Annotated in this window: 21 protein-coding genes; 11 read left to right on the forward strand and 10 right to left on the reverse strand. The window is 66.8% G+C overall.

All coding sequences use genetic code 11. The features are described from left to right. Position 1 precedes the first annotated feature (1 nt). Entirely contained in the window at positions 2–313 is a 312-nt protein-coding gene (locus HT136_RS18390) for an excalibur calcium-binding domain-containing protein (RefSeq protein ID WP_214201283.1), read from the reverse strand. A 102-nt stretch (positions 314–415) separates the two neighbouring features. On the opposite strand from HT136_RS18390, the gene mutM reads away from it, so the two are divergent. From mutM to HT136_RS18420, 6 genes are all read left to right on the forward strand, one after another. Next, entirely contained in the window at positions 416–1,228 is an 813-nt protein-coding gene (mutM, locus tag HT136_RS18395) for a bifunctional DNA-formamidopyrimidine glycosylase/DNA-(apurinic or apyrimidinic site) lyase (protein ID WP_214201284.1), read from the forward strand. Between the two features lie 138 nt (positions 1,229–1,366). Beyond that, positions 1,367–1,627 carry a 30S ribosomal protein S20 gene (rpsT, locus tag HT136_RS18400; RefSeq protein WP_214201285.1) on the forward strand — a complete coding sequence of 87 codons (261 nt, stop codon included), beginning with the start codon at positions 1,367–1,369 and terminating at the stop codon, positions 1,625–1,627. Between the two features lie 540 nt (positions 1,628–2,167). Next, on the forward strand, positions 2,168–3,607 hold the full coding sequence (dnaA, locus tag HT136_RS18405) for a chromosomal replication initiator protein DnaA (protein WP_214201286.1): 1,440 nt from the start codon (positions 2,168–2,170) through the stop codon (positions 3,605–3,607). Between the two features lie 312 nt (positions 3,608–3,919). After that, positions 3,920–4,774, forward strand: coding sequence for a GGDEF domain-containing protein (locus HT136_RS18410; RefSeq protein ID WP_214201287.1), 855 nt, complete (start codon positions 3,920–3,922; stop codon positions 4,772–4,774). A gap of 71 nt (positions 4,775–4,845) precedes the next feature. After that, positions 4,846–5,259 carry a DUF983 domain-containing protein gene (locus HT136_RS18415; protein WP_214201288.1) on the forward strand — a complete coding sequence of 138 codons (414 nt, stop codon included), beginning with the start codon at positions 4,846–4,848 and terminating at the stop codon, positions 5,257–5,259. Next, the gene (locus HT136_RS18420; RefSeq protein WP_343222236.1) at positions 5,256–6,056 is read left to right on the forward strand and encodes a HesA/MoeB/ThiF family protein; all 801 of its coding nucleotides are present in this window, start codon (positions 5,256–5,258) and stop codon (positions 6,054–6,056) included. Before HT136_RS18415 ends, HT136_RS18420 begins: the two co-directional genes overlap by 4 nt. Here HT136_RS18420 and HT136_RS18425 read toward each other — a convergent pair. Beyond that, positions 6,045–6,779: an NAD-dependent deacylase gene (locus tag HT136_RS18425; RefSeq protein ID WP_214201289.1), complete on the reverse strand. Its 735-nt coding sequence runs from the start codon at positions 6,777–6,779 to the stop codon at positions 6,045–6,047. The two genes, HT136_RS18420 and HT136_RS18425, sit on opposite strands and share 12 nt — an antisense overlap. Before the next feature lie 173 nt (positions 6,780–6,952). On the opposite strand from HT136_RS18425, the gene dapB reads away from it, so the two are divergent. The 4 genes from dapB (at position 6,953) to HT136_RS18445 (ending at position 9,702) form a co-directional block, all read left to right on the forward strand. Further along, positions 6,953–7,681: a 4-hydroxy-tetrahydrodipicolinate reductase gene (gene dapB, locus HT136_RS18430; protein WP_214201290.1), complete on the forward strand. Its 729-nt coding sequence runs from the start codon at positions 6,953–6,955 to the stop codon at positions 7,679–7,681. A 15-nt stretch (positions 7,682–7,696) separates the two neighbouring features. Beyond that, positions 7,697–8,503: a potassium channel family protein gene (locus HT136_RS18435; protein ID WP_214201291.1), complete on the forward strand. Its 807-nt coding sequence runs from the start codon at positions 7,697–7,699 to the stop codon at positions 8,501–8,503. Beyond that, positions 8,500–9,204, forward strand: a complete 705-nt coding sequence (nth, locus tag HT136_RS18440) for an endonuclease III (RefSeq protein ID WP_214201292.1) — start codon at positions 8,500–8,502, stop codon at positions 9,202–9,204. The genes HT136_RS18435 and nth overlap by 4 nt, the downstream gene beginning before the upstream one ends. A 93-nt stretch (positions 9,205–9,297) precedes the next feature. Next, positions 9,298–9,702, forward strand: a complete 405-nt coding sequence (locus tag HT136_RS18445) for a hypothetical protein (RefSeq protein ID WP_214201293.1) — start codon at positions 9,298–9,300, stop codon at positions 9,700–9,702. A gap of 30 nt (positions 9,703–9,732) precedes the next feature. Here HT136_RS18445 and HT136_RS18450 read toward each other — a convergent pair whose 3' ends face one another. Together HT136_RS18450 and dapE are read right to left on the reverse strand one after the other, a co-directional pair. Further along, positions 9,733–11,052 (reverse strand): dicarboxylate/amino acid:cation symporter, encoded by a 1,320-nt coding sequence (locus HT136_RS18450; protein ID WP_214201294.1) that lies wholly within the window; start codon positions 11,050–11,052, stop codon positions 9,733–9,735. A gap of 153 nt (positions 11,053–11,205) precedes the next feature. Continuing rightward, a complete protein-coding gene (gene dapE, locus HT136_RS18455) occupies positions 11,206–12,351 on the reverse strand; it encodes a succinyl-diaminopimelate desuccinylase (protein WP_214201295.1) in 1,146 nt (381 codons plus the stop codon). Positions 12,352–12,408: 57 nt separating this feature from the next. Between dapE and HT136_RS18460 the strand changes: the two genes are divergently transcribed. Then, on the forward strand, positions 12,409–12,894 hold the full coding sequence (locus HT136_RS18460; protein WP_214201296.1) for a cupin domain-containing protein: 486 nt from the start codon (positions 12,409–12,411) through the stop codon (positions 12,892–12,894). Positions 12,895–12,966: 72 nt separating this feature from the next. Here HT136_RS18460 and HT136_RS18465 read toward each other — a convergent pair whose 3' ends face one another. The 6 genes from HT136_RS18465 to yihA all read right to left on the reverse strand — a co-directional run bounded on the left by HT136_RS18465 (position 12,967) and on the right by yihA (position 18,255). Next, on the reverse strand, positions 12,967–13,497 hold the full coding sequence (locus HT136_RS18465; protein WP_246543890.1) for a glycine zipper 2TM domain-containing protein: 531 nt from the start codon (positions 13,495–13,497) through the stop codon (positions 12,967–12,969). A gap of 141 nt (positions 13,498–13,638) precedes the next feature. After that, positions 13,639–14,502: a S1/P1 nuclease gene (locus HT136_RS18470; RefSeq protein ID WP_214201384.1), complete on the reverse strand. Its 864-nt coding sequence runs from the start codon at positions 14,500–14,502 to the stop codon at positions 13,639–13,641. Positions 14,503–14,504: 2 nt separating this feature from the next. Further along, a complete protein-coding gene (locus HT136_RS18475; protein WP_214201297.1) occupies positions 14,505–15,170 on the reverse strand; it encodes a glutathione S-transferase family protein in 666 nt (221 codons plus the stop codon). 90 nt (positions 15,171–15,260) lie between these two features. Further along, positions 15,261–16,262: an inorganic phosphate transporter gene (locus HT136_RS18480; protein WP_214201298.1), complete on the reverse strand. Its 1,002-nt coding sequence runs from the start codon at positions 16,260–16,262 to the stop codon at positions 15,261–15,263. A gap of 21 nt (positions 16,263–16,283) precedes the next feature. Further along, the gene (locus tag HT136_RS18485; RefSeq protein WP_214201299.1) at positions 16,284–17,408 is read right to left on the reverse strand and encodes a DUF47 family protein; all 1,125 of its coding nucleotides are present in this window, start codon (positions 17,406–17,408) and stop codon (positions 16,284–16,286) included. A 178-nt stretch (positions 17,409–17,586) separates the two neighbouring features. Beyond that, positions 17,587–18,255 carry a ribosome biogenesis GTP-binding protein YihA/YsxC gene (yihA, locus tag HT136_RS18490; RefSeq protein WP_343222237.1) on the reverse strand — a complete coding sequence of 223 codons (669 nt, stop codon included), beginning with the start codon at positions 18,253–18,255 and terminating at the stop codon, positions 17,587–17,589.

Consider the following 18,255-nt stretch of genomic DNA (forward strand, 5'->3'; position numbering starts at 1 on the left):
GCTATTCGCAGGCGATCCCGTCGCCGTCCCGGTCGAGGTCCGCGCGGTAACCTGCCTCGCCGCGCCGCAAGGGCGCACGGCCCGCCGCCCGCACCGCCGTGCAGTTGGGGTAATAAGCCGCCCCATCGGAGCTCGGCCGCGCAGGCGCAGCCAGCGTTCGCGGCGCGGGTGCGCGATGGCAATGGTAAGTGCCCGTGCGGCGCTCGTTGTGGCAACCGCTGCGATCAAGACCTCCCGGATGCGCCTTGGCGGCGCCAGTGCAGGTCAGCGCAGCGGCACCAAAAAGAGCCAGGCCAGGAACGATTCGCTTCATACCCGAAGCCTCGCAGGCAGCACTTACAATTCTGTAATCGTGTGCCGCCCTTTTGCCTGCCCCCTCGCATCGCGGGCGGATCGTACCTACACAAGGCAGACCATGCCCGAACTTCCCGAAGTCGAAACGACCGTGCGCGGCCTTGCGCGCTTTCTCGATGGCGAGCGGATCGCCCGCGTCACGCTCAACCGGCCCGACCTTCGCCGCCCCTTCCCGCCCGACCTGGTGCAGACGCTCACCGGCGCGCGGGTGACCGGCATGGGTCGCCGCGCGAAATACGGTCTTATCCATACCGATCGCGAGCGCACCATGGTCTTTCACCTGGGCATGTCGGGCCGTTGGCGAATCGAACCCGAGCGCCCCGAGAAGCACGATCACCTCGTGCTCGAGACAGGCTCGGGCCACACCCTCGCGCTCAATGATGCACGCCGATTCGGCTCGGTCGATCTGGTGCCGACCGTCGAACTCGAAAGCTGGGGCCCGTTCGCCGAAATGGGTCCCGAACCCCTTGGCGCAGAGCTGACACCCGCGCACCTCGCGGCGGCGTTCAAGGGCCGGATCGCCCCAGTGAAGCTGCTCCTGCTCGACCAGAGCCTCGTCGCGGGCCTTGGCAACATCTATGTCTGCGAGGCGCTGTTTCGCGCCGGGATCCGGCCCGACAAGGCCGCGGGCAAGGTCACCCTGCCCGCGCTGAAGCGTCTGGTGCCCGCGATTCGCGCGGTTCTTACCGAATCGATCGCGGCGGGCGGATCGACGATCCGCGACTACGCACAGCCCTCCGGCGAACTGGGATATTTCGCGACTTCCTGGCAGGTCTATGGACGTGAAGGCCAGCCCTGCCTATGTAGCGCGCCGGTCCTGCGCTTCGTGCAGGGCGGGCGCAGCACGTTCTGGTGCCGGAAATGCCAGAAATGAGCCGTTTCCAGAACCTGCTGCATCTTGACGAAAACGCCTCCCACCGCTAAGGGGCGCGCTTTCCGGCGAGTCCGCTCGCCGAATTTTCGAGATTCGACCAGGCAAGGGGCCGCGTGGCGGCCATACAGAGGAACGTTAATGGCCAATACGCCGCAAGCCCGTAAGCGCATCCGTCGCAATGATCGTCGCGCTCTCATCAACACCAACCGCGTCAGCCGCATCCGCACCTTCGTGAAGAAGGTCGAGGCCGCGATCGCCGGTGGTGACAAGTCGGCCGCCGCCGAAGCCCTCAAGGCTGCCCAGCCCGAGCTGGCTCGTGGCGTTGCCCGCGGCGTGCTCCACAAGAACACCGCCGCGCGCAAGATGTCGCGCCTGACGAAGCGCGTCGCCGCGCTCTGAGCCTTCTCTGATTCGGCCCGGCGGGACCTCCCGTTCGAGGCTGTTTCAGTACGAAAGTGGAACAAAGCCGGGGAGGCGATCCCCGGCTTTGTTGCGTTGTGCGCAGGCGTTTCCTGGGCCCGTGAAGAAAGCCTAGGAAACACCGCGATTCGCTGAGGCAGCTGGCGCAAACCCTTGAAAAACTGCCATAAAACAGTTTTGTTACGGCGTTTCCCGCAGACTTACGTGAGTCAACTGTCTTAAATTTTTTTATTTTGGGATGACCGTATTGCGCCGAGGCCAAAGCCCTCCCTAAAAGGGCGCTCGGCCATTGCGGAACTGGTCGGGGAAATCGCGCTATAGTGGAAACGACGGCTGCAAAGTAGCTTTGCAGCTCGGGGACGTTTTGTCCCTCTCGTTGCCGTTGGCGGCGCTTTCGCGAGTCGGTTCCGCGCGGTGCCATCCAGGTTAGGCGGCGAACCAGGGGAGTTCGGTAAGGTGTCAGTTTCCTCAGCGGGTCAGGGCGCGAACAGCGCAAGCAAGAAGGTCAAGGCAGTCAAAGTGACGACGGAAGAGGAGCGTGAAGCGGTGAACCTGGCAGCGGACTGGGCTGACATCAGCCAGGGTCTGCGCAAGGATCTCGGCCACCAGGCGCACAGCCAGTGGATCAAGCCGATTCAGCCGGGCACGTATTGCAAGGAAACCGGTACGCTCGACTTGTACCTGCCCACCGAATTCTCGGCGAACTGGGTCAACGATCGCTTCGCCGATCGTCTCTCGCTGGCCTGGAAGATCGCGCGCCCCGACGTGCGCCACGTGCGCATTCTCGTGCAGCCGGGTCGCCGCCAGCTTCCCGAACTGCGCCTTGGCAGCGGCGGCCGCCCCAGCCGCGCTCCGGCCAACGATTCGGCCAACGGATCGAGCGATTCGCTTTCGGCCGCGCTTTCGGGCGAAGCCTTCACCGCGCTCGGCCAGGGCCCCGCTGGCATCGACGCCTCGCAGACCTTCTCCTCGTTCGTGACCGGCGAAAGCAATGTCCTTGCCTGCAACGCCGCGCAGCGCATGGCCGCGACCGAAAAGCCGCAGTTCTCGCCGCTCTACCTCAAGGGCTCGACCGGCCAGGGCAAGACCCACCTGCTGCACGCCATCGGCCACGCCTACCTGACCAACCACCCGCACGCCCGGATCTTCTATTGCTCGGCCGAGCGCTTCATGGTCGAATTCGTCCAGGCTCTGCGCCAGAACCAGATGATCGAATTCAAGGCGCGCCTGCGTGGCTTCGACCTCCTGCTGGTCGACGACATTCAGTTCATCATCGGCAAGGCCTCGGCCCAGGAAGAGCTGCTCTACACGATCGACGCGCTCCTCCAGGAAGGCAAGCGCCTCGTCTTCGCCGCCGACCGCGCGCCTCAAGCGCTCGACGGGGTCGAGCCGCGACTGCTCTCGCGCCTGTCGATGGGCCTCGTCGCCGACATCCAGCCCGCCGACATCGAACTGCGCCGCGCGATCCTGGAAAATCGCCTGCAGCGCTTCGCCTCGATCGACGTGCCCGCCGACGTGATCGAGTTCCTTGCCCGCACCATCAACCGCAACGTGCGCGAACTCGTGGGCGGCCTCAACAAGCTGATCGCCTACGCCCAGCTGACCGGCCAGCCAGTCTCGCTCCAGCTCGCCGAGGAACAGCTTACCGACATCCTTTCGGCCAACCGCCGCCGCATCACGATCGACGAGATCCAGCGCACGGTCTGCCAGTTCTACCGCATCGACCGTACCGAGATGAGCTCGAAGCGCCGCGCCCGCGCCGTCGTACGCCCGCGTCAGGTGGCGATGTACCTCGCCAAGGTGCTCACGCCGCGCTCGTACCCGGAAATCGGTCGCAAGTTCGGCGGCCGCGATCACTCGACCGTGATCCACGCCGTGCGCCTCATCGAGGAACTGCGCACGCGCGACGCCGACATGGACGGCGACGTGCGCAGCCTGCTGCGCCAGCTCGAAAGCTGAGCCCGCGCGCCGCGGCCAGGCCGCACGTGCGCGATTCCCAGGCCCCGACATCGTGAAGGGAGGCTTGCGCAACGCTGCGCAAGCCTCCCTTTTTTGCATCGCACGCGCTATAGCCCTCACATTGGACACCAGCCCCACCCCCTTGCGGCCTGCTCCGATCCATTTCGCAGTTAACTATGTGTAAAATCATACATAGAAGTCAATTTTTTATTCATTTCGATTAAAAAACGTACACCTCCCGAGCCTTTTCATTATGCAAGAGGAAAGAAACAGCGCCACATTGCTGTAGAGAGACGCAGGAAGCCCCCGATCATGCGCTTTTACAATGCGACAACATTTCTATTCCGACGGCATTATGAATGGCGAATTCTCTTTATTTGCTTCTTCGCCGTCCACATCCCGCTCCTGACCACGATCGCCTTCCAGGCTCTCTTGGGAAGCTGGTCGCTGGGCACGCTGCTCGTGCTTCTGGGCGCGACGCTTGCCGGAACGATCTTCGGCGTCCTTGCGATCCACGGCCTGCTCTCGCCGATCCGCAAGGCCACGGGGATGTTGCGGGCGATCCAGTCGGGCGAGCGGCCCGAAGCCATTCCGACCGGCGCGGACGATCTGGTGGGGCGCCTGCTCGATGGGGTGCTCACCGCGGCGGAGGAATCCTCGGCGCGCATCGCCCGCCTGGAAGCCCTGAGCGAACACGATCCGCTCACCGGCATCCGCAATCGCCGGGGCTTCATGGCCGCCGCCGAACGCGTCCTGCAGGGGGAGACCAACGCCGCCTTCGCACTGATCGACCTTGACCGCTTCAAGCTGATCAACGATCGCTTCGGCCATGCGGCGGGGGACACGCTGCTCCAGAATGTCGCCAAGGCGCTCGAATCGAACTTGCGCCGCAGCGATGTATGCTGCCGCTGGGGCGGCGAGGAATTCGCCATCCTCTTTCCCGATACCCTGCTCGACGAGGCCCGGCTGGTGATGGAGCGCCTGCGTGCCTCGATCGCGCTCAATTCGGGCCTGCTCGATTCGAGCTGGCCCATCACGCTGTCCTGCGGGATCGCCCCCTTGCGCAACCACGAGGAACTAAGCGAGGCCGCCCGCCGCGCCGATGCCGCGCTCTACGAGGCCAAGGAAGGTGGCCGCAACCGGGTCCGTATCGCCAGCGGCGCCTGAACCCGCACATTCCTGCCCTTCTTCCGCAAGCAGCTTGATTGCCGCCCCCTGCATGATCTAGGGAACCGGCCATGCGTGCCGCCGACCAGACGCCCCTTCCGGGCACTTTCCCCGCAGCCGCCTTGCGCGCCGCACGCGGCCATTGCCCTCGGTGCGGCGAGGCCCGGCTCTTTCGCAAGTGGCTCAAGCCGTGCGACTCGTGCAGCGCCTGCCAGATCGACTGGACACCCCAACGCGCCGACGATTTTCCGGCCTATATCGCGATCATCGTGACCGGCCACCTGCTGGCCCCCCTGATCATCCTCCTCTCCAAGGATTTCGAATTGGAACCGCTGGCCATTTTCGCGCTGGTCGTGCCGCTTGCGCTGGCGATGATGCTGGGGCTGCTGCAGCCGGCCAAGGGCGCAGTGATCGCCGCGCAGTGGTGGTTCGGGCTCAACGGCTTTCGCAAGGAACGGCCGATCCTTGAAGGCGATTCGGCGTGAGCGGGCTTGCCACCGCGCTGCCCCCCGAGCGGATCGCGCGCTTCGCGCGCCATATCGTACTGCCCGAGATCGGCGGCGCGGGCCAGGCCGCACTGGCCTCTTCGCACGCGGTCCTGATCGGCTGCGGCGGCATCGGCAGTCCAGCCCTGCAATACCTTGCCGCAGCCGGTGTAGGACGCCTCACCCTGGTGGACGATGACGTCGTCGACGTCAGCAACCTCCAGCGCCAGACGATTTTCACGCCGTCGGATGTCGGCAAGCCTAAAGCGGAAGCGGCGGCCGAATGGGTGCGGCGGTTTGATCTTGGCCTTGAAGTCGCGGCAGTCGTCGAGCGGGTGGGGGGTGACAACGCTGCCCGGATTCTCCCCGGCGCCCACGTCGTATTGGACGGCTGTGACAATTTCGCGACTCGCCTCACGGTGTCAGATGCCTGTGTCAATTTGGGCATCCCACTGACATCGGCGGCGATCGGACGCTTCCAAGGGCAGGTCGCCAACTTCGCCGGACACTTGCCCGGCCAGCCCTGCTACCGCTGCTTCGTGGGCGATGCCTTCGACGCGCAGGACTGCGACACCTGCGCCGCCGATGGCGTGCTCGGCGCCATGGTCGGCATGATCGGCACTTTCGCCGCGATGCACGCGATCCGCGTGCTGACCCAGGGCCACGCCGCCTTCGGCGAGCCGCAGTACGGCACCCTGCACCTCGTCGACGGGCTCAATCCGGGCATGCGCGCGATGCGCATTGCCAAGGACCCGGCCTGCGCGGCCTGTGGTGGCCGAGGCGCCTCAGCCGCCTGACAGCATTTCCTCGACCCAGGCCGGCACGATCCGCGTCGCCGGACCGTGGCGCGCCTCGTCGAACCAGTCGGTACCCTGCGAGGCCTCGAGATTGAGCTCGAGCGTCCAGGCCCCCAGTTCGGCGGCGGTCCGCACGAAGCCCGCGGCCGGATAGACCGCGCCCGAGGTACCGATCGAGACGAACATGTCGGCTTCATCGATCGCGGTCAGGATCGCCTCCATCCGGTAGGGCATCTCGCCAAACCAGACGATGTCCGGGCGCAGCGCGGGCACCCCGCACGACGGGCAGGCCGGACGGTCGGCGAGCGCCCCTGTCCAGCCTTGGCGCGCATCGCAGGCGGTGCACCACACCGACAGGTGCTCGCCATGCATGTGGATCACGTCGGCGTCCACCACCCCTTCCGCGCGCGCCGCCCGGTCGTGCAAGTCATCGACGTTCTGGGTGACCAGCGTCACGCGCCCCCCGCTCTGGCCCGGCCAGTCACGCTGCAGCCGCGCGAGCGCGAGGTGTGCCGCGTTGGGCGCGCGCGCCTGGATCTGCTCGCGGCGCATGTCGTAGAAGCGGTGAACAAGATCGGGGTCGCGCGCGAAGGCCTCGGGCGTCGCCACGTCCTCGACGCGGTGCTGCTCCCAAAGCCCGCCCGAATCGCGAAAGGTGCCAATGCCGCTCTCGGCGGAGACCCCGGCCCCTGTAAGGATGACGATATTGCGTGGAGGCATCATGCCCCCATGATTGCCGCAAGCGCGCGCCGGCTCAAGCCCCCTCTGCCCCCGCCATCCGCGCTCCGACTTCTCCCCTCACGCGCGGGAACTTGTCAGCCGGCCCGAACAGCCCCTAAGGGAGCCTCACGAAGGACGCGCGCCCCTCCCGCGGCGCGCCCACGAAAGGCAGGACAGTGGCACGGATCGGAATCATCGGCAGCCAGGGGCGCATGGGGCGCGCGATTGCAGAGGCCATCGCGTCCGCGGGCCACGACCTTGCCGGCGGTATCGGCCGGGACGGCGATGCCCACGCGCTTGCGGCGGCGAGCGATGTGCTGATCGACTTTTCCCGCCCGGCCGCGCTCGAAGCCAACCTCGAGGCCGCCGTGGCCGCCAGGGTTCCCATGGTGATCGGCACCACCGGCCTGGAAGAGCGCCACCACTGGCTGATCGACGAGGCCACCGCCACGATCCCCGTGCTCCAGACCGGCAACACCTCGCTCGGGGTCACCCTGCTCGCTCACCTCGTGCGCGAGGCTGCCTCGCGTCTTGGCGAGGACTGGGACATCGAGATCGTCGAGACCCACCACCGCATGAAGGTTGATGCCCCGTCGGGCACCGCGATGCTGCTGGGCGAAGCCGCCGCCAAGGGTCGCGACGTGACGCTGGCGGACGTATCCGACCGGGGCCGCGACGGCATTACCGGCGCGCGCGAGGTCGGCCACATCGGCTTCGCCGCGCTGCGCGGAGGCAGCGTGGCGGGCGACCACACCGTCCACTTCCTCGCCGACAACGAGCGGCTTTCGCTCTCGCACCTTGCCGAGAACCGTGGCATCTTCGCCAAGGGTGCGGTCAAGGCCGCGCTCTGGGTGCTCGCGAAGGACGCCGGCCGCTACACGATGCCCGAGGTGCTCGGGCTCTAACCGGAGACCGCCGCCTTGCGCCGCTACGTCCACGACCAGCTCTTCATCCATTCGGACAGTGCACAGGCGCGCCGGGGGCTGTCGTGGATGAACCGGCTGATGGTCACCACCATCTTCCTCGCCATCATGCTGACCGTACTCGCCAGCGAGAAGACGCTGTTCGAACCGCACCGGCGCCTTTTCATCGCCACCGAAATGGCCTTCGGGGCGATTTTCGGCGTCGAGTACCTCGCGCGCGTCTGGGCGGTGGTGGAGGACGATCCTTCGGCGCCAGCCTGGAAGATGCGGCTGAGGTTCATGGCGACACCCGTCGCGCTGCTCGATCTCGTCGTGGTGATCGCCTCGCTGCTGCCCTTCTTCTTCTCCGACGTGGCGGTGCTGCGCCTCGTGCGCCTGTTGCGCCTTGCCGCGCTGGTCAAGTTCAGCCACTTCTCGATCGCGCTGCGCGAACTGATGCACGCGCTTTCCGACCGGCGCTACGAGTTGCTGGTGACACTGGCGCTCGGCGGGTGCCTGCTGCTGCTCGGCGCCACCGCACTGTACTGGACCGAGCACGAAGTGCAGCCCGAGGCCTTCGGCTCGATCCCGCGCGCGCTGTGGTGGGCGGTGATCACGCTGACGGGCGTAGGCTATGGCGACGTCACGCCGATCACCCCGCTCGGCAAGATGTTCGCCTCGCTCGTCGCGATGTGCGGCATCGGTCTTGTCGCAATGCCCACCGGCATCATGGCCTCGGCCTTCAGCGACGCCATGCAGCGCCGCCGCGCGCTCAACGACCCCACCCTTGGCCCGCTCCCGGGCGATGAAACGGACCTGACGTGAAAAAGGACGACATCTTCGAATTCTTCCGCCGCCTGGCCGAACTCAATCCCGATCCGGTGACCGAGCTGGAGTTCGGCAACGTCTACCAGTTGCTCGTCGCGGTCACGCTTTCGGCACAGGCGACTGACGTCGGGGTCAACAAGGCGACGCGCAAGCTGTTCGCGGAGGTGAAGACGCCGGCGCAGATGGTGGCGCTGGGCGAGGATGGCCTCAAGGAACACATAAAGACGATCGGCCTGTTCAACTCGAAGGCGAAAAACGTCATCGCGCTCTCGCAGATCCTCGTCGACAGATACGGTGGCGAAGTGCCCGCCGACCGCGACGCGCTCGTCGAGCTGCCCGGCGTCGGGCGCAAGACCGCCAACGTCGTCCTCAACTGCGCCTTCGGGGCGGAAACCTTCGCGGTCGACACCCATATCTTCCGCGTTGCCAACCGCACGGGCATGGCCAAGGGCAAGACCCCGCTGGCAGTGGAGAAGGGGCTGGAGAAGAAGGTCCCCAACCCCTTCCGGGTCGGCTCGCACCACTGGATGATCCTGCACGGGCGCTACATCTGCAAGGCGCGCAGCCCCGAGTGCTGGCGCTGTCCGGTGATCGACTTGTGCAGCTTCAAGGACAAGATTCTCGAGAAGGGCGCCAAGCCCGCCACGAAGCCCGCTGGCGCCAAGCCTGCCCGCGGGAAGGCCCCCGCCACGCCCTGAGGTTACGCCACGCGCACAATGTGACATATGCGCGTGAGAGTGGCACACTAATCCGGTTCGGACATATCCAAGCCCGAGACCGGAGAGATGACGATGCCCCGCGCGCCCCAGCCCCTCGCCCTTTCGGCCTTTGCCGCCGTTTTCGCACTTGCGGCCTGTTCGCAAGGCGAGCCGCGCCCCGCTCCGCCGGTCAGTCCGGCCGCGAGGGTCATCGGCGAAGCGAGCGACTGCCTCGCGCTGAACAGCTTCTCGGGGACCCGCATCCGCGACGACTACACGATCGACTTCACCAGTCCCGCAGGCGGCAAGGTCTGGCGGGTGACGCTGCCCCAGCGCTGCCCGGGCCTGCGCAGTGCGGACAGCTTCACGTACGAGACCTCGCTCTCGCAGCTGTGCCGCACCGACATCATCTATCCGCTGATGCGCTACGGCAACCGGTTCGAGCGCGGCCCGGGTTGCGGCCTCGCGCCGTTCGTGCCGGTCACGCTGGAGAAGTGACCCTCCCCCGAAAGGGAGGGCCCCAAACGATCAGCTCTCGTACTGTTCGGGATCGATATTCAGCCCGCGTCGGCCGTCGGCGGCGGTGTGGCTGGGCGCATGCGGCACGTCCGCATCGGGATCCATCAGCGGCTGGAGCATGCCTTCCGAACGGGTGATCACCGCGGTCGCGACCGCGTTGCCCACCACGTTGGTGGCCGAGCGGCCCATGTCGAGGAAGGTGTCGACGCCCAGCAGCAGCGCGATGCCCTCGACCGGCAGGCCGAACTGGGTAAGCGTGGCGGCGATCACCACCAGGCTCGCGCGCGGCACCCCGGCGATGCCCTTGGAGCTGACCATGAGCGTCAGCAGCATGAGAATCTGCGTGAAGAGCGGGACGTGGATGCCATAGGCCTGCGCGATGAACATCGTCGCGAAGGTCATGTAGATCATCGAGCCGTCGAGGTTGAAGCTGTAGCCCAGCGGCAGGATGAAGCCCGAGATGCGGCGCGGCACACCGAAGCGGTCGAGCTGCTCGAACAGCTTGGGCAGGCTCGCTTCCGACGAGGCGGTCGAGAACGAGAGCAGCAGCGGCTCACGGATGTAGCGGAACAGTGTCACCACGCGGCCGCGCAGGAACAGCCCGCCCGCGCAGAACAGGATCACCCAGAGCAGGAACATCGCGAAGTAGAACTCGCTCACCAGCACGCCATAGGTCACGATGATGCCCAGCCCCTGCGTACCGATCACCGCCGCGATCGCGCCGAACACCGCGAAAGGCGCAAAGCGCATCACATAGCCGGTGATCTGCAGCATGAGCTCGGCCAGCGCCTCGGCCCCGCGCACGATCGGCGCGCCCTTCTCGCCGATGGCGGTCAGGCCCACGCCCACGAAGACCGAGAAGACCAGGATCTGGAGGATGTTGTTCTCGGCCATCGCCGCGATCGGGCTTGCCGGGAAGATTTCGAGGATGAAGTGACGCAGCGTCAGCTCGCCCATCTCGAGGTCACCCACGCCCGCGGCGGTGTCGAGCCCGACGCCGACGCCCGGCTGGAACAGATTGACGAGGACAAGGCCGAGCGCGAGCGAAGTGAGGCTGGCGGTGATGAACCAGGCCAGTGCCTTTCCGCCGATGCGCCCCAGCGCCGAGCTGTCGCCCATCCCCGCGATACCGGTCACGATCGTCGCGAAGACCAGCGGCGCGAGAATCATCTTGATGAGCTTGAGGAAGACGTCGGGCAGCAGCCGGAAGTAGTCGGTCCACTGCTTGAGGACCGGGCTGTCACCGGGCAGCGTGGCGTGAAGGATGTAGCCGGCGACGATGCCCAGGACCATGCCGATCAGAATGTAGAGTGTCAGGCGCCTGCCCATTGCGTACCCCTTGATAAATGGTGGCGTCGGAGGAAGCCGCCGACCCTAACAGCCCCTTGGAGCGGGTCAATCCGACGCAGCGCGAACTCCCCGGCGCGGGCCGGCGCGGCGCGCATGCCGCCCCGGCCCCGACAGTTGCCCGCGCTGCGGCGATCAGCGTGCGAAAGCGGCCTCGGTCACCCGGCGATAGATGCGCGCGAGCGCTTCGAGATCGGCGATGGCCACCGCCTCGTCGCGCTTGTGCATCGTCGCGTTGCACAGGCCGAATTCGATGACGGGCGCGATGTCCTTGAGGAAGCGCGCATCCGACGTGCCCCCGCTGGTCGACAGTTCGGGCTCGACACCGGTCTCGGCGCGGATCGCCTCGGCCAGCATCGTCGAGAAGGCGCCCGGCTCGGTCAGGAACGCCTCGCCCGAGATGACGGGACGGGCCATGCCGCCGTGCTTCTGCGCAATCGCGCTTACCCGCGCGCCCAGCTCGGCGCCGGTGTGCAGGTCGTTGAAGCGGATCGAGATGCGCGCCTCGGCCTTGGCCGGGATGACGTTGTGCGCGGGGTTGCCCACCGCAAGGTCGGTAACCTCCAGGTTCGAGGCCTGGAACCAGTCGGTCCCCTCATCGAGCATAAGCGCGTCGAGCTCGGCGAGCATCGCGACCAGCCTGGTGATCGGGTTGTCGGCGAGGTGCGGGTAGGCCACGTGGCCCTGCACGCCCTCGACGCTCAGGAAGATGTTGACCGAACCGCGCCGGCCGATCTTCATCATGTCGCCGAGGCGATGTACCGAGGTGGGTTCGCCCACCAGGATCAGGTCGGGCTTTTCACCGTTCGCGGCCATCCAGTCCATCAGCGCGCGGGTGCCGTACGTCGCCGGGCCTTCCTCGTCCCCGGTGATGATGAAGCTGATCGTGCCCGCCTCGGCCGGAATTTCGGCGGCCGCAGCGACCATCGCCGCGATCGAGCCCTTCATGTCAACCGCGCCGCGCCCGTAAAGCAGCTCGCCGCGCCGTTCGGGCAGGAACGGAGCCGAAGTCCAGCCCTCGCCCGGGGGTACCACGTCGACATGGCCGGCGAAGGAAAAGTGGCGGCTGCCTTCGGGGCCCCGGCGCACCGCATAAAGGTTCTCCACCGGGCCATCGGGCGCCTCTCCGGCGACGAAGCGGTGGACCGAAAAGCCCAGCGGCGCGAGCTGTTCTTCAAGGCAGTCGAACACCATTCCGGTGGCCGGGGTGACGCTGGGGCAGGCAATCAGGGCCTCGGCCCGATCGAGAGCGCTTGCGGTGGTTTGCAGGGTCTGAGACATAGTGCGTCGCCATCGCACAAGCGCCCGGCCTTGACCATAGCCAGTGGAACCACTTCGATGCCCAGAATCGATCTCGACGCCCTCACCGCCTCGAATGCGACCGGATACCCGGCTCCTTTCGACGAAGCCGTGGCGGGCCGCTGGTGGAAGCGTCTCGCACCCGCAGGCGGCCTCACCCACATGAATGCCAGTCATGTGCGGCTCGAGCCCGGCGCGGCCTCGAGCCAGCGTCACTGGCACCACGGCGAGGACGAACTGGTGATCATGCTCGCGGGCGAGGCCACGCTCGTCGAGGACAGCGGGCGCACGCGGATCGTCGCGGGCGACGTCTGCGCCTGGCCAGCGGGCACCGCCAATGGCCATTGCCTCATCAACGAAAGCACCGCCCCGTGCCTCTTCGTCGCCGTGGGCGCGGGTCGCGAAGAAGGCGGGGTCTACTCCGATATCGACATGGCCTGGGGCGAGGACGGCTACATCCACAAGGACGGCACACCCTATTCTGGTGCGCGACCGGCGAGCCACGCCGCGAAGTCCGGCGAGTGACAGCCTGAAATCGAAAGGGCCCGGCGTTGCGAACGCCGGGCCCTTTCTCGTGGTGTCTCAACGTTCAGGCGATCAACGGCACTGGAGATTGCCGCGGTCGATCTCGCGGCCAAGCGCCCCGCCCAGCGTACCGCCAAGCAGCGAGCCGATCGTCTTGTCGCCGTTGCCCGCCAGCGCATTGCCCGCCAGCGCGCCGAGGCCCGCCCCGATCAGGAGGCCCGTCGTGCCGTTGTCGCGGCGGCAGTGATAATGCCCGTCCGAACCGCGCCAGACGTGGCTGTTGCGGTCGATCCGCTGTGGCTCACGGTAGCGCCCATGCTCGTCGTAGCGGTTGTTGTTATGGTGGTTGCCGTTGTCGTGATGCCCCGATGACTTGGGCGGCGGGCCACCGTGATGGCCCTGCGAGTTGCCACCGCCCGGTTTGGGCTTGCCACCACCACCAGGCTTGGGCTTGTTACCACTGGGCTTGCCACCCGTCGGTTTCTTGGCCGGCGGCTTCTTCTGGGGAGCGTGCTGGGGTGGCTTGGGCGGATCGGCGGCAAGCGGAGCTCCGGCCACGAGCAGGCCGGCGCTCAAGGCTGCTATCATCTTGGTGTACAGCATCTTCTCCTCCATCGAATGGATGGGAAAATCCTTACGCCCCTGTGGATCGAGATCAAAGCGGGGTGCCCTGAAAGCGCCCGATCTAGGTAGTTTACCCCTTGCCTTATCAGGCTCTTCCCTGAGCCGGTTGTCCCGAGCCGGTCAGGAGGCGAGCGCGGCGTCGAGCATGTGGGCAAGGCGCAGGCCCGCGCGCTCGATTCGCTCGTCGACGATGGGGATTGCCTGCTCGATCGCCGCGTTGCTCCACACCACGCGCACAGGCTCCTTGGCTGCGCAGGGAAGCGCGCCTCCGAATGCCGCGGGATAAAGGAAATCGCGCGAGACTTCCCAGCTCTCGCGCGCCCAGTCCTCGACCGAACCGGTGGCGAGGCGCGCCTTCTCGGCCGCGCTGTAAGCGCGCACCAGCGGCGGGCGCGCCGAGGTGATCGCCCGCTCGGCCAGCACCCCGTCCCAGATCGAGTGGAGATTGCGCCCCGGGGCATCGCCATAGTCCGCCTTGACCGCGTTGCCGCCCATGTCGTGGTTCTCGCCCACATGGAGCGGCTGGTGCACGTCGCCCACGAAGTGGACCACGAAAGCCAGCGCCTGAAGACGCAGCACGGGGGCGAGCTTGCGGTCGGCGAGCAGCTTTTCGTTGCGCTCGATCTGCGCGGTCACGCAATTGCCGTCGCGGCACTCGTCCTTGAGGTTGAAATCGCCGCAGACCGGCTGGTCGTGGTAATGCCACGAGGAGGCGAAAGCCCAGCGCCAGCGTTCACCCTTGATGCAATCGGGCCAGACCGCGGCGTCCTCGATCGTCTTCATCGCGCATTCGGGCGTGTCGATCTCGCGCTGGTGCGCCAGCAGCCGGGTGATCGCCTGGCGCGTCGTGGGCTTGACGTTGGCCCAGGCGATCGCTCCGACGGTGCGGTGCCCCATCGCGCCCCAGGCCAGGGCGGGGCTCGCGGAAAACGTGAACGCGGCGAGCGCGCAAAGACCCGTCAGGGCTCTCCGGAAACGGTTCATGCTCATCTGACCGGCGTCTCGTACTGCTCAATCACCCATTCCTCGGCTTCGGCCGCCGCGATCCAGGCCTGCATCCAGTCGTGCTCCCACACCGCCTGCATGTAGGCCTGCGCGAAACCGGGGACGCCGATGCCGTAAGTCAGAAAACGGCTGACGACCGGCGCGTAGATCACGTCCGCCGCGCCAAACGTGCCGAACAGGAACGGCCCGCCATGCCCGAAACGCGCGCGCGCCTCGGCCCAGAGCGTGAGGATACGCACGATGTCGGCGCGTACGTCCTCGTTCATCGGCGCATCGGGCACGCGGCGGCGCACGTTCATCGGCAGCGTGCGGCGCAGCGGCATGTAGCTCGAGTGCATTTCGGCGACCATCGAGCGCGCCATCGCGCGCGCGGCCTCGTCCTTGGGCCAGAAGCGGTCACGCCCGACCTTGTCGGCGAGGTAGTCGATGATCGCGAGGCTGTCCCAAACCACGGCCTCGCCGTCCCACAGGATCGGCACCTTGCCGTGGCTGGGGGCGAGCTCGTCGGTGCTCGACTTGATGTGCTCCCAGTCCTCGCCCAGGATCGGCACGGTCAGCTCCTCGAAGTGGAGGCCCGACTGCTTGCACGCCAGCCAGCCGCGCAGCGACCAGCTGGAGTAGTTCTTGTTACCGATGATGAGCTTCACGTGGAGGAGCGCCTTCCTTCTGCCAGTCGCCCGACGGGCCTAGAGACTGGACGCCGCGATGTCGAGGTCTGCACGCGCGTGCAGGCGCGCTCAGAACAGGCGGGTAATGAGGTAGAACAGCGCGCCCACCGCCGCGCTCGCGGGAATGGTGATGAACCAGGCGACGATCACGCGGCTGGCTACCGACCAGCGCACCGCGCTCGCCCGGCGCGCGGCGCCCGTGCCCACCACCGAGCCGGTGATGGCGTGCGTGGTCGAAACCGGAATGCCGAGCGCGCTGGCGCCGAATACCACGATCGAACCCGCGCTCGAAGCGCAGAAGCCCGAGTGGTGGTTGAGCTTGGTGAGCTTGGAGCCCATCGTCTTGATGATCTTCCAGCCCCCCGAAAGCGTGCCGAGCGCGATCGCGGTGTAGCAGGCGAGGACGACCCATTCGGGGACGTGGAAGCCGCCCTGCAGGTGCCCCGTCGAGTAGAGCAGCACCGCGATGATGCCCATGGTCTTCTGCGCGTCGTTGCCGCCGTGGCTGATCGAATAGGCGGCGGCCGAGAACAGGTGCAGCGTCTTGAAGATCGTGGTCGAGCCGCGCGGGCTGGTGCCCTTGAAGAGCCAGCTCGTCACCAGCATCAAGACCATCGCGATGGCGAAGCCGATGAGCGGCGAGAGGAAGATCGCGACCACGGTCTTGGTCGTGCCCGAGCTTTCGACGACGCCGAAACCGCCGTGCATGATCCCTGCGCCGAGGAGGCCCCCGATGAGCGCGTGGCTCGAACTGGAGGGAATCCCCTTGATCCAGGTCAGCACGTTCCAGAACATCGCGCCGACCAGCGCGCCGAACACCACCGAGGGGGTGATCGCGTCGGCCGAGACGATGCCCTTGCCCACGGTCTCGGCCACGTGCAGGCCGACGAACCAGTAGGCGACGAAATTGCCGCCCGCCGCGAAGAGCACCGCCACCACCGGGGAGAGCAAGCGCGTGGCGACGACCGTCGCAATGGCGTTGGCCGCGTCGTGCAGCCCGTTGAGGAAGTCAAAGGCAAGCGCAAGGGCGACGAGGCCGACGAGCAGCGGCAGGGCGAGCGTGTGGTCCATGATGCGTGAGGCGCTGTTCGATCAGGCGTGGTCGATGACGAGACCGTCGATCTCGTTGGCCACGTCCTCGAAGCGGTCGACGACGCGTTCGAGCCGCTTGAACATTTCCTGGCGCACGATGAAGTGCAGCGGATCCTTGCCCGCACTGGCCTTGAACACCCGCTTGAGGCCCGAGGCGTGGATGTCGTCGGCGTGGCCTTCCATGCGCACCAGGCGCTCGGTCAGCTCGTGCAGACGGTGGCCGTTGTCGGCGATCTTGCGCACCAGCGGCATGATCTCGGCGGTGAGGCGCGCGGCATCGACGATGATCGCGCACATGTCGATCATCTCGGGCTCGAACTCGGCCACCTCGTAAAGACTGACCGCGCCGGCCACCTGCTGCATCTCGTCGATGGCATCGTCCATCGTGGTGATCAGGCTGGTGATCGCCGAACGGTCGAAGGGCGTCAGGAAGGTGCGGCGCACGCTTTGCAGCACCTCACGGGTGATCTCGTCGGCGTCGTGCTCGCGCTCCTCGATCTCGCGGATGTGCTGATTGCGGCCCGATCCACCCTGCGCGAGACGCGCGAGGGCATCGGCACCGGCGACGAGCGTCGCGGCCTGCTTCTCGAAAAGGTCGAAGAACTCACCCTGGTGGGGGAGCAGCTTCTGAAACCAGGCGAACATTGCATTGACTCCTGTCCTGTCGGCCACCACGCCCAGCATGCGTGCCGGGCTTGCGGCGGCGCGGAACTCTCGCGCACCGAACGAGCGGATAAGCGCCCTCAAATCGTCTTCGTCGACCGCCTTGGCCGCCTCGGTCAGCGAGAACCAGCGGCGTTCGCGCTGGTGCTGCTCGTCCCAGGTGTCGAGCATCTCCGTGACCGCGAAGGGGAACACGTCGACGTCGGCCCAGACATGCGCGCCCGAGGAGCGCCGCTTGCGATAGCGGTAGGACCCCAGCGGCGTGGGGCAGGCCGCACCCAGCACGCCCGCCTCTTCCTCGGCTTCCTGCGCCGCCGCCGCGTGCGGGCTCAGCCCCTTCATCAACCCGCCCTTGGGGATCACCCAGCGGCGCGTCGCGCGCGAGGTGATCAGCAGGATCTGGATCGGCGAATCGACCGAGGGGCTTTCGGTGCGGTAGGGAAGAACGGCAATCTGGCGCACGTAGTGTCCTTGGCCCCCTGGGCTGGCTGGGGTGACGAGTGGGAGAAAGGCACCGCCGATTCGCGGCAAACCCGGCGCCCGATACCCTCCCAGCGCGCGTCACGCAATCGTCACGCGCCGGTCGCAATCGCACATTCCCGCCCGATCCACCGGCTTGCACTTGGGCAAGCCGGCGTGATCAGAGACGCGAATCGCCCAGTACGGCCGCGCGCAGCTCCTCGATACCAAGGCCTTTTTCCGAGCTTGTGACATGCACCTGCGGGAAGGCTGCCGGGTGCTTGCGCGCCTCGGCGAGCGTCTCGGCGTGGACCTTCTCCAGCTCGCTCGCCTTGATCTTGTCGGCCTTGGTGAGGACGATGCGATAGCCCACGGCGGCTTCGTCGAGCATCTTCATCATCTCGGCATCGACCGGCTTCACGCCGTGGCGCGAATCGACGAGCACCAGCGTGCGCTTGAGCACCACGCGCCCGCGCAGATAGTCGCGCACCAGGCGGCGCCACTTCTCGACCACCGAAAGCGGGGCCTTGGCGAAGCCGTAGCCGGGCATGTCGACCAGCCTGAACTGGAGCGGATCGCCCACTTCGAAGAAGTTGAGCTCCTGCGTGCGCCCCGGGGTCACCGAAGTGCGCGCGATCGCCTTGCGCCCGGTCAACGCATTGAGGAGCGAGGACTTGCCCACGTTCGAACGGCCGGCGAAAGCGACCTCGGGAGCGTTGGGATCGGGCAGGAACTTGAGGTCGGGCGCGCTCTTGAGGAAGGTGACGGGGCCCGAGAAGAGCTTGCGCGCCTCCTCGATCAGCGCCCCGTCGCGCTCTTCCTTGCCGCCAAGGAAATCCTGTGCGTCCAC

The organism is Novosphingobium profundi (genome assembly GCF_018491765.1).
GTDB lineage: Bacteria > Pseudomonadota > Alphaproteobacteria > Sphingomonadales > Sphingomonadaceae > Novosphingobium > Novosphingobium profundi.

Bases quoted from the DNA above. Each gene is read 5' to 3' on its own strand.
- HT136_RS18390 (WP_214201283.1), bottom strand. From the start codon at position 313: ATGAAGCGAATCGTTCCTGGCCTGGCTCTTTTTGGTGCCGCTGCGCTG.
- mutM (WP_214201284.1), top strand. From the start codon at position 416: ATGCCCGAACTTCCCGAAGTCGAAACGACCGTGCGCGGCCTTGCGCGC.
- rpsT (WP_214201285.1), top strand. From the start codon at position 1,367: ATGGCCAATACGCCGCAAGCCCGTAAGCGCATCCGTCGCAATGATCGT.
- HT136_RS18410 (WP_214201287.1), top strand. From the start codon at position 3,920: ATGCGCTTTTACAATGCGACAACATTTCTATTCCGACGGCATTATGAA.
- HT136_RS18415 (WP_214201288.1), top strand. From the start codon at position 4,846: ATGCGTGCCGCCGACCAGACGCCCCTTCCGGGCACTTTCCCCGCAGCC.
- HT136_RS18425 (WP_214201289.1), bottom strand. From the start codon at position 6,779: ATGATGCCTCCACGCAATATCGTCATCCTTACAGGGGCCGGGGTCTCC.
- HT136_RS18445 (WP_214201293.1), top strand. From the start codon at position 9,298: ATGCCCCGCGCGCCCCAGCCCCTCGCCCTTTCGGCCTTTGCCGCCGTT.
- HT136_RS18450 (WP_214201294.1), bottom strand. From the start codon at position 11,052: ATGGGCAGGCGCCTGACACTCTACATTCTGATCGGCATGGTCCTGGGC.
- dapE (WP_214201295.1), bottom strand. From the start codon at position 12,351: ATGTCTCAGACCCTGCAAACCACCGCAAGCGCTCTCGATCGGGCCGAG.
- HT136_RS18460 (WP_214201296.1), top strand. From the start codon at position 12,409: ATGCCCAGAATCGATCTCGACGCCCTCACCGCCTCGAATGCGACCGGA.
- HT136_RS18465 (WP_246543890.1), bottom strand. From the start codon at position 13,497: ATGCTGTACACCAAGATGATAGCAGCCTTGAGCGCCGGCCTGCTCGTG.
- HT136_RS18470 (WP_214201384.1), bottom strand. From the start codon at position 14,502: ATGAACCGTTTCCGGAGAGCCCTGACGGGTCTTTGCGCGCTCGCCGCG.
- HT136_RS18480 (WP_214201298.1), bottom strand. From the start codon at position 16,262: ATGGACCACACGCTCGCCCTGCCGCTGCTCGTCGGCCTCGTCGCCCTT.